Origin of the sequence: Pseudomonas sp. ABFPK, assembly GCF_001586765.1 — a bacterium.
GTDB classification, from domain to species: Bacteria; Pseudomonadota; Gammaproteobacteria; order Pseudomonadales; family Pseudomonadaceae; genus Aquipseudomonas; species Aquipseudomonas asiatica.
In genome coordinates, this window is the sequence record NZ_LQXW01000034.1 from 21,066 (window position 1) to 33,721 (window position 12,656).

General features: G+C 62.5%; 14 protein-coding genes and 1 tRNA gene. 10 read left to right on the forward strand and 5 right to left on the reverse strand.

Annotated features, from left to right (window positions below):
- Positions 1 to 7: 7 nt before the first annotated feature.
- Genes WM94_RS19290 through phnE form a run of 3 tightly spaced genes read left to right on the forward strand, consistent with a single transcriptional unit; the run spans position 8 to position 2,387 of the window.
- Positions 8 to 802, forward strand: a complete 795-nt coding sequence (locus WM94_RS19290; RefSeq protein ID WP_061552022.1) for a phosphonate ABC transporter ATP-binding protein — start codon at positions 8 to 10, stop codon at positions 800 to 802.
- Entirely contained in the window at positions 796 to 1,623 is an 828-nt protein-coding gene (locus WM94_RS19295) for an ABC transporter permease (protein ID WP_061551916.1), read from the forward strand. Before WM94_RS19290 ends, WM94_RS19295 begins: the two co-directional genes overlap by 7 nt.
- Positions 1,620 to 2,387: a phosphonate ABC transporter, permease protein PhnE gene (phnE, locus tag WM94_RS19300; RefSeq protein WP_061551917.1), complete on the forward strand. Its 768-nt coding sequence runs from the start codon at positions 1,620 to 1,622 to the stop codon at positions 2,385 to 2,387. Before WM94_RS19295 ends, phnE begins: the two co-directional genes overlap by 4 nt.
- A 126-nt stretch (positions 2,388 to 2,513) precedes the next feature.
- On the opposite strand, the gene WM94_RS19305 is transcribed toward phnE, so the two are convergent.
- Entirely contained in the window at positions 2,514 to 3,401 is an 888-nt protein-coding gene (locus tag WM94_RS19305; RefSeq protein WP_061551918.1) for a bestrophin family protein, read from the reverse strand.
- Positions 3,402 to 3,621: 220 nt separating this feature from the next.
- Here WM94_RS19305 and WM94_RS19310 point away from each other — a divergent pair, with 220 nt between their 5' ends.
- Positions 3,622 to 3,915: a type II toxin-antitoxin system RelE/ParE family toxin gene (locus tag WM94_RS19310; protein ID WP_080604915.1), complete on the forward strand. Its 294-nt coding sequence runs from the start codon at positions 3,622 to 3,624 to the stop codon at positions 3,913 to 3,915.
- Positions 3,912 to 4,208, forward strand: coding sequence for an addiction module antidote protein (locus WM94_RS19315; protein ID WP_039613839.1), 297 nt, complete (start codon positions 3,912 to 3,914; stop codon positions 4,206 to 4,208). Before WM94_RS19310 ends, WM94_RS19315 begins: the two co-directional genes overlap by 4 nt.
- Before the next feature lie 153 nt (positions 4,209 to 4,361).
- On the opposite strand, the gene WM94_RS19320 is transcribed toward WM94_RS19315, so the two are convergent.
- From WM94_RS19320 to WM94_RS19330, 3 genes are read right to left on the reverse strand one after another with little or no spacing between them, the layout of a single operon-like run.
- Entirely contained in the window at positions 4,362 to 5,264 is a 903-nt protein-coding gene (locus tag WM94_RS19320; protein ID WP_061551919.1) for a transporter substrate-binding domain-containing protein, read from the reverse strand.
- A gap of 26 nt (positions 5,265 to 5,290) precedes the next feature.
- Complete coding sequence (locus tag WM94_RS19325; RefSeq protein WP_013971005.1) at positions 5,291 to 5,641, reverse strand: RidA family protein; 351 nt, start codon at positions 5,639 to 5,641, stop codon at positions 5,291 to 5,293.
- Between the two features lie 27 nt (positions 5,642 to 5,668).
- Positions 5,669 to 6,910 (reverse strand): D-amino acid dehydrogenase, encoded by a 1,242-nt coding sequence (locus tag WM94_RS19330; protein WP_061551920.1) that lies wholly within the window; start codon positions 6,908 to 6,910, stop codon positions 5,669 to 5,671.
- Between the two features lie 107 nt (positions 6,911 to 7,017).
- On the opposite strand from WM94_RS19330, the gene WM94_RS19335 reads away from it, so the two are divergent.
- Positions 7,018 to 7,923, forward strand: coding sequence for a LysR family transcriptional regulator (locus WM94_RS19335; protein WP_013971007.1), 906 nt, complete (start codon positions 7,018 to 7,020; stop codon positions 7,921 to 7,923).
- A gap of 49 nt (positions 7,924 to 7,972) precedes the next feature.
- On the opposite strand, the gene WM94_RS19340 is transcribed toward WM94_RS19335, so the two are convergent.
- A tRNA-Leu gene (locus WM94_RS19340) sits at positions 7,973 to 8,057 on the reverse strand.
- 107 nt (positions 8,058 to 8,164) lie between these two features.
- Between WM94_RS19340 and queA the strand changes: the two genes are divergently transcribed.
- The 4 genes from queA (at position 8,165) to secD (ending at position 12,649) form a co-directional block, all read left to right on the forward strand.
- Entirely contained in the window at positions 8,165 to 9,214 is a 1,050-nt protein-coding gene (gene queA, locus WM94_RS19345) for a tRNA preQ1(34) S-adenosylmethionine ribosyltransferase-isomerase QueA (RefSeq protein WP_061551921.1), read from the forward strand.
- 14 nt (positions 9,215 to 9,228) lie between these two features.
- Entirely contained in the window at positions 9,229 to 10,344 is a 1,116-nt protein-coding gene (gene tgt, locus WM94_RS19350) for a tRNA guanosine(34) transglycosylase Tgt (RefSeq protein WP_013971009.1), read from the forward strand.
- A gap of 42 nt (positions 10,345 to 10,386) precedes the next feature.
- Positions 10,387 to 10,722, forward strand: a complete 336-nt coding sequence (yajC, locus tag WM94_RS19355) for a preprotein translocase subunit YajC (RefSeq protein WP_003259111.1) — start codon at positions 10,387 to 10,389, stop codon at positions 10,720 to 10,722.
- 64 nt (positions 10,723 to 10,786) lie between these two features.
- Positions 10,787 to 12,649 (forward strand): protein translocase subunit SecD, encoded by a 1,863-nt coding sequence (gene secD, locus WM94_RS19360; RefSeq protein WP_061551922.1) that lies wholly within the window; start codon positions 10,787 to 10,789, stop codon positions 12,647 to 12,649.
- Positions 12,650 to 12,656: the final 7 nt, after the last annotated feature.

Here is a 12,656-nt window from a genome sequence, read left to right on the forward strand (position 1 = left end):
TTCCAACGTGGCTATTCATCTGCACGGGGCCGGGCTGCGCCATGGCCAGGTGCGTGCGCTTGATGCCGTGAGCCTGAGCATCGGCCAGGGCGAGCGCGTCGCCATCATCGGGCCTTCGGGCGCGGGCAAGTCCAGCTTGCTGCACCTGATGGCGACCGCCGTCCAGCCCAGCAGCGGGCGCCTGGAGTTGCTCGGCCAACAGCCCTGGGCGCTGTCCGCCAAGGCCCGGCAGCGCCTGCGTGCGCGGGTAGGCCTGGTGCACCAGGCGCCGCCCTTGCCACCGCGCCAGCGGGTGGTGACGGCAGTGCTGGCCGGCCGCCTGGGGCAGTGGGGCATGCTGCGTGGCCTGTTCAACCTGCTGTACCCCAGTGATGTGCCGGGAGCGCGCCAAGCCCTGGCCGAGCTGGGCCTGGCCGACAAACTGTTCGTGCAGTGCGGGCAATTGTCCGGTGGCCAGTTGCAGCGGGTGGGTATTGCCCGGGCGCTGTACCAGCGGCCGCAGGTGTTGCTGACCGATGAGCCGGTGTCGGCCATGGACCCGGTGCTGGCCGACCACAGCCTGGCCTTGCTCAACCGCCACGCCCAGGCCAATGGCGTCACCCTGGTGGCGAGCCTGCATGCCGTGGACCTGGCGCTGGCGCACTTCCCGCGGGTGATTGGTATCCGCGAAGGGCAGGTGGTGTTCGACTGCCCGGCGCAAGCGGTGACCGAGCAGTTGCTGGATGCGTTGTATGCGAATGAACAACTGGCTTCACCACCGAGCCAGGGGCCGACCCTGACCGTGCAGATACCGCGATGCTGAAACTTGATGCCCGCGACCCGGCGCTGTTTCATCGGTTGCTGCTGACGCTGCTGGCTGTGGCGGTGCTGTGGCCTGGCGTGCAGCTGAGCGAATTGAACCCGGCGGTCCTGCTGCAAGCGGAGAATCGCCAGCAGATCGCCAGTTTCACCAGTGCCTTCTGGCCACCAGCACACGATGCCGACTTCCTTTCCCTGCTTTATGAGGCCACCTTGCAGACCCTGGCCGTGGCCACGGCCGGCATGGCGTTGGCGTTGCTACTGGCGGTCCCTGCCGGGTTGCTGGCCAGCCGTGCCTTGTCGCTGCGTGCCGCCTCACGTGGCGGGCGCGCCGGATTGTGGTCGCGTCTGCTGCGCCTGCCAGTGCGCTGGTTGCTGATTTTCCTGCGCAGTGTGCCGGAGATCGTCTGGGCGTTGCTGTTCGTGCGGGCCGTCGGGCTGGGGCCGACGGCGGGCGTGCTGGCAATCGCCATTACCTACAGCGGTATGCTCGGCAAGGTGTATGCCGAGATCTTCGAATCGGTCGACCAGCGCCCGGCCCATGCCTTGCTGCAGGCGGGTAGTGGCCGCCTGGCTGCGTTTTTCTACGGCATCCTGCCCAGTGCGGTGTCCGAAGTGGTGTCCTATACCGTGTACCGCTGGGAGTGCGCGGTACGCGCCTCAGTGGTGATGGGCTTTGTCGGTGCTGGCGGGCTGGGGCAGCAGATCGACCTGTCGATGCGCATGTTTGCGGGAGCGGAAGTGGCAAGCATGCTGCTGACCTTCCTGGTCCTGGTGATGCTGGCCGACCTGCTCAGCCGCTTCCTGCGCTGGAGGCTTGCATGAACCGGGGCATCAACTGGCTGGTGCTCGGCGCCATCGTGGCTGCAGTGATGGCCTCGTTCGCCTACCTGGAGCTGGACTTGCAGGCGCTGGTCGGCAACGGTGGGCTGGGGCAGATGGGCGAATACGCCGGGCGTTTCCTGCACCCGGACCTGTCTGCCGGGCACCTGCGCGCAGTAGCGCATGGGGCGCTGGAAACCTTGGCCATGTCCGGCCTGGGCACCTTGTTGGCCATGCTGCTGGGCATGCTGTTGGCGCTGCCGGCCGCTGGCCGGTTCGGTTGGCCGCTGCAGGCCTGTGCGCGGTTGTTGCTGAATGCCCTGCGGGCCATCCCGGAACTTGTGTGGGCGGCGCTGACGGTACTGGCGGCCGGGCTTGGGCCGAATGCTGGTACCCTGGCCTTGGCGCTGCATACCGCTGGCGTGCTGGGGCGGCTGTTTGCCGAGGCGCTGGAGAACGCACCGCCGGAGCCCGCAGCTGCCATCCGCTTGCAGGGCGGTAGCCAGGTGGCGGCATTCTGCTTTGGCACCTTGCCCAATCTGTGGCCGCAGTTGCTGGCTTATAGCTTGTATCGGTGGGAAAACAACATCCGCATGGCGAGCGTGCTGGGATTTGTCGGGGCTGGCGGGTTGGGGCAGATGCTGTACACAACCTTGAGTTTGTTCCAGGAGGCCCAGGCCAGCACGGTGATCATGGGGATGCTGGTGCTGGTGTTGCTGGTGGATGCGTTGAGTGATGTGTTGCGCCAGCGCTATGTGCGGGCCTGACAGATAGTCGGGGCCGCGTTGCGGCCCTATCGCCGGCAAGCCAGCTCCCACAGGTACGGTGCAAGGTCACAGGATTTCACGGCCCCTGTGGGAGCTGGCTTGCGATAGGGCAGTTGAGGTCTGGCACTAAGCCAACTCCCCACACTGCGCCTCCCGCTGCATCGACTCCAGATTCCGCTCGATCGTCTCGCAAATGCTGTCCATCTGGATCTGGTGCTCACTGAACCTGAACGGGCTCTGCAAATCCGTCCCGATCCGCTCGATGGCCAGCAGCATGAAGCCCACCACCGTCGATGCCAGCGGCGTGAACCAGCCCAGCGACTCCACCAGCCCCACCGGCACGATCAGGCAGAACAGGGTGATGAACAGCCGCGGAAAGTACACGTAAGGGTAGGGCAGCGGCGTATTGGCGATCCGTTCCATGCCACCTTGGGCATTGGACAGGTCCACCAGCGTCGATTCCAGCCTTGCCAGGCGAATGCTGTCCAGCCGCCCGGCCTGGTACTCCCGCGCCAGCAACGCCGCCGAACCACTCAGAATGTCGTTGGCGAAATTGTTCGAGCGGTTGCGCCGCTCGAATTCCGCTGGCGGAATGAACGCCATCAGTTCATCCGGGCAGCGCTCGCCCTTCAGGTGCGCCGCCAGGCAGTTCACATAGGCGATATGCCGACGCAGCAGGGTAGCCTTGACCGGGTTCAGGCCATCATCCGGGTCATCGATCAGCGTCAGCGCCTGCCGCGCGAAACTGCGTGAACTGTTCACCAACGCCCCCCACAATGTGCGAGCTTCCCACCAGCGGTTGTAGGCGCTGCTGTTGCGAAAGCTCACCAGCACCACCAGCGCCGAGCCAAGCAAGGTCAGCGGGATCAACGGCAGGGTGAACTTGCTGTTGAAGAACAGCATGAAATCGATGGTGACCAGCACATCCCAGATCAGCAGCCAGAACAGCGACCAGCCGATATAGCCGATGGTCTTCACCGCCAGGCGGTACTTGCGGAAAATGATGTCTTTCACGCGGGGGTACCTCGAAACACGGGTGATGCAGGATCGGACGTCGAGGCGCGGCGAAGGTTCGGGTGTTGAATGTTGCAAGGTTTTTTATGACCGTGAAGAGAAAAGTCTGACCCCGTTATGGGAAATGCCTGAGTTCCCATATAAGGGGTAAGGCGACAGAGTGGGCCGCTTCAACACTTGAATGGGTGTATCCGTACGGATACGATTGGGTGACCACTTGATGTATCTCGTTGAACAGACGGAGAGCTTTGCCGTTTGGCTATCCAGCTTGAGAGATTTGAGGGCCCAGCTTGCGATAGGTCGTAGATTGGAGCGAGCAGCAATGGGGAATCTTGGAGATGTCAAATGGCTTGGAGGCGGTATCGGTGAGCTTCGCATCGATGTAGCTGCTGGATATCGTGTCTATTTTGCGCAAAAGGGCCAGAGGCTGGTTCTGCTGTTGGTCGGCGGAGACAAGTCCACCCAGGCCACCGATATCCTCAAAGCCAGAAAACTGCTGAAGGAGATGAAATGAGCGAAAAGTTGATCCCGTTTGATATGGCGGCCTTGTTGAGTAGTGATGAGGCCATCACTGAGTACCTTAGTCAGGTCCTCGCAGATGGCGATACCGAGGAAATAATTCGGGCACTTGGCCATATCGCTCGCGCACGGGGAATGACGCAGATCGCCACCGAGAGTGGGTTGGGAAGGGAAAGTCTGTACAAGGCACTCAGTCCAGGCGCAAAACCACGCTTTGACACTGTGCTGAAAGTCATTCGTGCCTTGGGGGTCGACCTCCTCGTTCAGCCCCATGTAGTTCCCCGCTAGCAGAACAGGGATTTCGGAGGGCTGAACGGGGCGGTTGGTCAGCTTCATCGCAGGTCATTCCTGCGCTGGCAACGGGGCGCGGTCGGAGCGGCCGAGGCCATTGCCTCCACTACTTGGCGAGGCCGTGAGCCAGAGGGGCTGGTCGTCTGGATGCTACTCCACCGGGTCACTCACCGGCTTGGCAAAGATGGCCTTGAGTTCGCTGGTCATCGGGAACTCCAGGTTCAAGCCTTTAGGCGGAATCGGCTGTTCGAACCAGCGCTGGTAGATCCCGTTGATTTCCCCTGAGCTGTACAGCTCGCCCAGCGACGCGTTCACCAGCGCGAGGAACTGCGGGTCATCCTTGCGCACCATGCAGCTGTAGATTTCCCGCGACTGCTCTTTCCCGACCACCACCCAGTTGTGCGGATCGCGAGCCTTGGCGCGTTCGCCGTAGAGCAGCGCATCGTCCATGTAGAACGCCGCCGCCCGGCCGGACTGCAACATCTGGAAGGCTTCACCATGGTCCTTGGCGCTGATCACGTACATGTCCATCTTGTTATCAACGTTGTAGCTTTTCAGATAGCGTTCGTTCGTGGTGCCTGCAGTGGTTACCACATTCTTGCCGCGCAGGTCGGCGAAACTCTTGATCCCGCTGTCTTTGGCCGTCAGTAATTGACCTTTGACATAGATGAACCCATAGGAAAACGCCACCTGCTTCTGGCGCTCTGCGGTGACGCCGGTCGAGCCGCACTCCAGGTCAACGGTACCGTTCTGTACCAGCGGAATGCGGGTTTGCGATGTCACCAGGTTGTACTTCACCTTGAGCTGGGGCAACGCCAGCTTTTGCTGTACCCGCTCGACGATCTTTTTCGCCAGGTCTACTGAGTAGCCCATGGGTTGTCCCGAATGGTCTCCCACGTAGGAGAACGGCACCGAAGCATCGCGATAGCCCAGGGTAATGCTGTTGGCTCTGGCAATCTTGCTCAGGGTAGGCCCCAGCGCTGCTTCGTCAGCATGGGCCTGGGTGCCTAGCAACAGGCCAAGGGTGCAGCCGATCAACGTGATTTTTCGCATTGTTATTCTCCGTTGTAGGTGAGGGGTTAGCGACGTGCTGCAATAACGGTTATTTCCACCAATACCTGCGGACGCGCCAGTTCGGCCTGCAAGGTGGTGCGACTTGGTGCCTGGCCGGGCGACAACCAGGCGGACCACACTTCATTCATCGCAGCGAAATCTTTACCGATGTCCTTCAGGTAGATGGTCGCGCTGAGCAAGTGATCCTTGTCGCTGCCCGCCTCGGCCAATAATGCGTCGATCTTTTCCAGCACTTGGCGAGTCTGGCCGCCGGCATCGGTGGCGTCGTCCGGCACCTGGCCAGAGAGAAACACCAGGTCGCCGAAGGTCACGGCGCCGGACAAGCGTGGATTGGGCTGGATACGGTTAATGGTCATCGGGTGGTCCTTCTAAGGAGTTAGCGTTCAAGCTGCGCGGGGCGTAAAACCCTGCAGGTCGATGGAGGGGCGGCGCTGGCCGATCAGTTCACTGAGCAATCGTGCACTGGCGCAGGCCAGGGTGAAGCCCAGTGCACCATGGCCGAGGTTCAGCCACAGATTGCGATACGCCGTTGCGCCCAGCAGCGGTACGCCGCTGGGGGTCGCCGGCCGCATGCCGGCCCATTCGATGGCGTAGTCGTAGTCACCAGCATTGGCGAAGGTTTCGCGGGCCTGGCGTTTTAGCAGGGCCAGGCGCTTGGGGTCCAGCGACGGATCGAAACCGACAATGTCAACCATCGCCGCCACCCGCAGCTGTTCGCCAATCCGGGCGTAGACGATCTTGCGATCGTAGTCGGTGATGCTCAGGTCCGGCGCCTTGTGCTGTGCGCCGATCGGTAATGTCAGGCTATAGCCCTTGAGTGGATACAGCGGCAGGTCGATGCCCGGCAGTGCCAGCAACGCACTGCGATGGCCGGCCGCAACCACCAGGTGCTCCACCGGCAGCACTTCGTCGTCCAGTTCAATCGCATTCACCACGCCATGCGCATGGCGAATTGCGGACACCGCCTGGCCCAGGCGGAACTTGCAGCGTCCCGACGCCTGCAGGCGCGCCGCCAGTTGCTGGCAAAAGCTGTGGCAATCGCCGACTTCTTCATCCGGGGTATAGATGGCGCCGACAAAGGGCGCCTCTGCCAGTGCCGGGTCCAGACGGGTGCAGTCGGCGTGCGACAGCACCAGTTGTTGCTGGGGCGCGGCAAGGTTCTTGCGCGCATGTTCGAAGCTGCTGGCCTGGCGGAAGGTGACCAGCTTGCCGTTGCGCCGCCAGTTGAAACCGTCCAGGCCATCCTCTTCTCGCCAGGTTTGCAAGGTCGATTGGCTCAACAGCGCGAGGCGCAACAGGTGGCCTGCGTTGGCGCGGTTGACCGAGGAGCGGCAAGCACCAAGGAATGCTGCCATCCAGCGCCATTGGGCACGATCGAAGCGCGGGCGCAATCGCAGCGGCGATTCACCTCGCAGCATCCAGCCAAGGGCCTGCAATGGCACACCTGCGTCGGCCAGGGGCGCCACGTACCGATAGGACAGCTGGCCGCCGTTGGCGAAGCTGGTTTCACTGCCCAACGAATCGCGAGCCTCGATCAGCGTCACGTCAAAGCCGTCGCGTACCAGTGCGTAAGCGGTTGACAGGCCAATGACGCCACCGCCGATGATGCATACATGCTGAGCCATGTCAGTCCTTGGTCGTGGTTGGAACGAGGCTGAGGTTAGGGCCAGGTGACAGGTGGCGAAAAATGAATAAAGATCGCTGAGCCATAAACAAAGGTTATGGACTTGCCATGCGCCTTCGCCATATCGAGATTTTCCAGGCCATCCGCCAGACCGGCTCGGTCAGCGGTGCCGCACAGTTGCTGCACGTTTCCCAACCTGCCGTGACCAAGGTTCTGCAGCACGCCGAGCAGCAACTGGGCTTCCCGTTGTTCCTGCGGGTGCGCGGCAAGCTGCAGCCCACGCCCGAAGCGCTTGAGCTGGAGCGTGAGGTCGACAAGGTCACGGAGAGCCTGCAAGGGGTGCGACGCCTGGCGCAAAGCCTGCGTCGCGCGCCAGGCCACAGCCTGCGGATCGGTGCGACCCCGGCACTGGCCCTGTCGCTGCTGCCGCCGGCCATTCATGAATGGACCCAGCGTTATCCGGATATCGCCTGCGAGTTGTCCAGCGCCCACAGTCGCGAACTGGTGCAGAACCTGTTGATGCGGGAGATCGATGTCGCCCTGACCTTGCAACAGCCAGATCACCCTGCGCTCAAGGCTCAGGCGCTGGCCAGCGGGGTTTTGGTGGCATTGGCACCGGCAGGTTACTGGCCGCTGGAAGATGAAGGCAAGCCGCTGCCGTTGGCGGCACTGGCCGGTGCGCCCATGATCGGGCTGTCCAGCGCCGACCCGCTGTCGGTGCGCCTCGAAAGCTACCTCAAGGCGGTGGAGCCGCCGCCACGGGTGAGCATCGCGGTGCAAACCTATTCACTGGCCAGGGCGATGGTCGAATCCGGTGCTGGGCTGGCGGTGATCGATCCCTTCACCGCACTTGGCGCGGCGCCTGGGGCGACCGCGATCAGGCCGCTGGCCCCGGCGCTGCCGATTACCTTGTATGCGGTCACCCGCACTGCCGAACCGTCACCGCATACATTGAGCGAGCTGCTGACGATTTTCAGCAGCCGTGCCCAGGGGCAGCTGGATCGCTGGCGCTGACCGGACGGGCAAAAAAAAACCGACCATAAGGTCGGTTTTTTCCGGATCTTGGTGCCCCGAGGGAGACTCGAACTCCCACTCCTTTCGAAAACGGATTTTGAATCCGCCGCGTCTACCAATTCCGCCATCAGGGCTTGTGGCGCGCAGTATAGAGAGCCACCGCTGGTCGGTCAATCGGCTTTCATGGTCAATTTTCACACATTGGGCTAAACTTCCCGGCCCTGCCGAACCGAACATCATCATGCGCGTCGCCGATTTTTCCTTCGAACTCCCCGATTCCCTGATCGCCCGCCACCCGTTGGCCGAGCGCCATGGCAGCCGTCTGCTGGTGCTCGATGGGCCAACCGGCGCGCTGGCGCACCGGCAATTCCCCGATCTGCTCGAGTATCTGCGCCCCGGCGACCTGATGGTGTTCAACAACACCCGGGTGATCCCGGCGCGTTTGTTCGGCCAGAAAGCTTCCGGCGGCAAGCTGGAAGTGCTGGTCGAGCGCGTGCTCGACAGCCATCGGGTGCTGGCCCATGTGCGCGCCAGCAAGGCGCCCAAGGTAGGCGCGGTCATCCTCATCGATGGCGGCGGCGAGGCCGAAATGGTCGCACGCCATGACACGCTGTTCGAGCTGCGCTTCACCGAAGAGGTGCTGCCGCTGCTCGACCGTGTCGGCCACATGCCGCTGCCGCCGTACATCGACCGCCCCGACGAGGGCGCCGACCGTGAGCGCTACCAGACTGTGTACGCCGAACGAGCCGGTGCAGTCGCCGCACCGACCGCAGGCTTGCACTTCGATGAGGCGTTGCTGGAGAAGATTGCCGCCAAGGGTGTAGAGCGTGCCTTCGTCACCTTGCACGTGGGCGCGGGCACCTTCCAGCCGGTGCGGGTCGACAAGATCGAAGACCACCACATGCATAAAGAGTGGCTTGAAGTGAGCCAGGAGGTGGTCGATGCCATCGAGGCTTGCCGCGCCCGTGGCGGCCGGGTAATCGCAGTCGGCACCACCAGCGTGCGTTCGCTGGAGAGCGCAGCGCGCGATGGCGTGCTCAAATCCTTCAGCGGCGATACCGACATCTTCATCTACCCGGGCCGGCCGTTCCATGTGGTCGACGCCCTGGTCACCAACTTCCACCTGCCGGAGTCCACGCTGCTGATGCTGGTCTCGGCCTTCGCCGGCTACCCCGAGACCATGGCCGCCTACGCGGCAGCGGTCGAGCAGGGGTACCGCTTCTTCAGTTACGGTGATGCCATGTTCATCACCCGCAATCCGGCGCCACGCGGGCCCGAGGATCAAGCATGAGTCGCACCTGTCGAATGTCCTTCGAACTGCTGGCCACCGACGGCAAGGCCCGTCGTGGCCGCATCACTTTCCCACGTGGCACCGTGGAGACCCCGGCATTCATGCCGGTGGGCACCTATGGCACGGTCAAGGGCATGCTGCCACGCGACATCGAAGCCATCGGCGCCGAGATGATTCTGGGCAACACCTTCCACCTGTGGCTGCGCCCGGGCACCGAGGTGATCAAGAAGCACAACGGCCTGCACGACTTCATGCAGTGGAAAGGCCCGATCCTCACCGACTCCGGTGGCTTCCAGGTGTTCAGCCTGGGCGCCATGCGCAAGATCAAGGAAGAGGGCGTGACCTTCGCCTCGCCGGTCGATGGCGCCAAGGTGTTCATGGGCCCGGAAGAGTCGATGCAGGTGCAGCGTGACCTGGGCTCGGACGTGGTGATGATCTTCGACGAGTGCACCCCGTACCCGGCCGAGCACGATGTGGCGCGCGCGTCCATGGAGCTGTCGCTGCGCTGGGCCCAGCGCTCGAAGAACGCCCACGCCGACAACACTGCGGCGCTGTTCGGTATCGTCCAGGGCGGCATGTACCAGGACCTGCGCATGCGCTCGCTGGAAGGCCTGGAAAACATCGGCTTCGACGGCCTGGCCATCGGTGGCCTGTCGGTGGGCGAGCCCAAGCACGAAATGATCAAGGTGCTGGATTACCTGCCGGGCCAGATGCCTGCTGACAAACCTCGTTACCTTATGGGGGTAGGCAAACCGGAAGATCTCGTTGAGGGTGTGCGCCGCGGCGTCGACATGTTCGACTGCGTGATGCCGACGCGTAACGCGCGCAACGGTCATCTGTTCGTCGATACAGGGGTGATCAAGATTCGCAATGCGTTCCATCGCCACGATGATTCGCCGCTGGATCCGACCTGTGACTGCTACACCTGCACCAACTTCTCCCGCGCCTATCTCCATCACCTGGACAAGTGCGGCGAAATGCTGAGCAGCATGCTGAATACCATCCACAACTTGCGCCATTACCAGCGCTTGATGGCCGGTTTACGCGAGGCTATTCAACAAGGTAAATTGGCCGCCTTTGTCGACGCCTTCTACGCCAAGCGCGGGCTTCCTGTGCCGCCTTTGGACTGACTGTCTGCATCCATTATTAGAAAATTACATTAGGAGTGCCCAATGAGCTTCTTGATCCCCGCCGCTTACGCGGACGCCGCTGCACCTGCCGCCGGCCCAGCCGGTACCGGCTTCGAATGGATTTTCCTGGTCGGTTTCCTGGTCATCTTCTACCTGATGATCTGGCGCCCGCAGGCCAAGCGTGCAAAAGAGCAGAAGAACCTGCTGAGCAACTTGCAGAAGGGTGACGAAGTTGTCACCAACGGCGGCATCGCTGGCAAGATCGTCAAGGTTTCCGATGATTTCGTGGTCCTGGAAGTTTCCGACAACGTCGAGCTGAAGTTCCAGAAGGGTGCCATCGCGGCCACCCTGCCAAAAGGTACGCTCAAGGCTATCTGAGTTACCGGTTTCATTTTTCCAGTCGGGGCGCGCAAAGCGCCCCGCGTCTTGAACGGGCGGCGTGATGCTGAACAAATACCCTCTGTGGAAATACGCACTGATCGTGCTGGTACTGGCGATCGGTTTTATTTATTCCGCTCCCAACCTCTACCCGGATGATCCGGCGGTACAGATCAGTGGTGCCAGCTCGGCGCTGCAGGTGAACCAGGCCGACCTCGACCGCGTCAGCAAGGCGCTGGGCGATGCCAAGATCGCCGTCAAGGGCGTGAGCCTGGGTGAGAAGGGCAGCGGGCTGATCCGCCTGACCAATCAGGAAGACCAGCTACCAGCCAAGGATGTAGTGCGCAAGGCACTGGGCGATGATTACGTCGTGGCCCTGAACCTGGCCCAGACTACCCCGCAATGGCTGCGCAACCTGGGCGCAAGCCCGATGAAGCTGGGCCTGGACCTGTCCGGTGGTGTGCACTTCCTGCTGGAAGTGGACATGGACAAGGCCATGAACGCCCGCATGAAAGTCTACGAAGGCGAGGTCAAGTCCTTGCTGCGCAAAGAGCGCGTCCGCTATCGCAGCCTGCCTCAACAGGATGGCGGCATCATGCTGGGCTTCGCTGACGATGCTACCCGCGAACAGGCTCGTGTCCTGATCCGCAAGAATTTCAATGACTTCGACCTGACCACCACCGAGCGCAACGAGCTCGCCGTGCTGCGTCTGGCGCTGACCCAGGCGAAAGTCGCCGAGATCCGCGAATACTCGATCAAGCAGAACCTCACCACCGTCCGCAACCGGGTCAACGAGCTGGGTGTGGCCGAGCCGCTGGTACAGCGCCAGGGCGCCAACCGCATCGTGGTCGAGCTGCCAGGCGTGCAGGACACTGCCGAAGCCAAGCGTATCCTGGGTAAAACCGCCAACCTGGAGTTCCGCTTCGGTGCCGAGCCAGGCGCATCCAAGGCCACCACCGAGGTGTTCGAGTTCCGTGAAGGCGGCCGTTCCGCCGCGGTCGAGCGCGGCCTGATCATCACTGGTGACCAGGTAACCGACGCCCAGGCCAGCTTCGACGAACAAGGTCGCCCGCAGGTGAACATCCGCCTGGATGGCCACGGTGGCGAGCTGATGACCCGCGCTACCCGCAGCAACGTCGGCCGCAGCATGGCGGTGATCTTCATCGAGCAGAAGCCGGTCACCCGCTACGTCAAGCAGACCGTCGACGGCGTCGAGAAGGACGTTGCCGTACAGAGCTTCCAGGAAGAGAAGAAGATCATCAGCCTGGCGACCATCCAGTCGCCGCTGGGCAGCCAGTTCCGCATCACCGGCCTGAACGGCCAGGGCGAATCGTCCGAACTGGCCCTGCTGCTGCGTGCCGGTGGCCTGGCTGCGCCGATGTACTTTGCAGAAGAGCGTACCATCGGCCCAAGCCTGGGTGCCGACAACATCACCAAGGGTATCGATGCGTCGCTGTGGGGCATGCTGTTCGTCTCGCTGTTCATCATCGCCATCTACCGCGCCTTCGGTGTGATCGCCACCATCGCCCTGGCAGGCAACATGGTCCTGCTGCTGGCACTGATGTCGCTGTTGGGCGCCACCCTAACCCTGCCGGGTATTGCCGGTATCGTGTTGACCATGGGTATGGCGGTGGACGCCAACGTGCTGATCTTCTCGCGTATTCGCGAAGAGCTGAACGCCGGCATGTCGGTGCAACGCGCCATTCATGAAGGCTTCAACCGCGCCTACACCGCGATCATCGACGCCAACCTGACCAGCCTGCTGGTCGGCGGCATCCTGTTCGCCATGGGTACCGGCCCGGTCAAGGGCTTTGCGGTCACCATGTCCCTCGGGATTTTCACCTCGATGTTCACCGCCGTCATGGTGACCCGTGCAATGGTCAACCTGACCTGCGGCGGGCGTGACATCAAGAAGCTGTGGGTTTGAGGGAGCT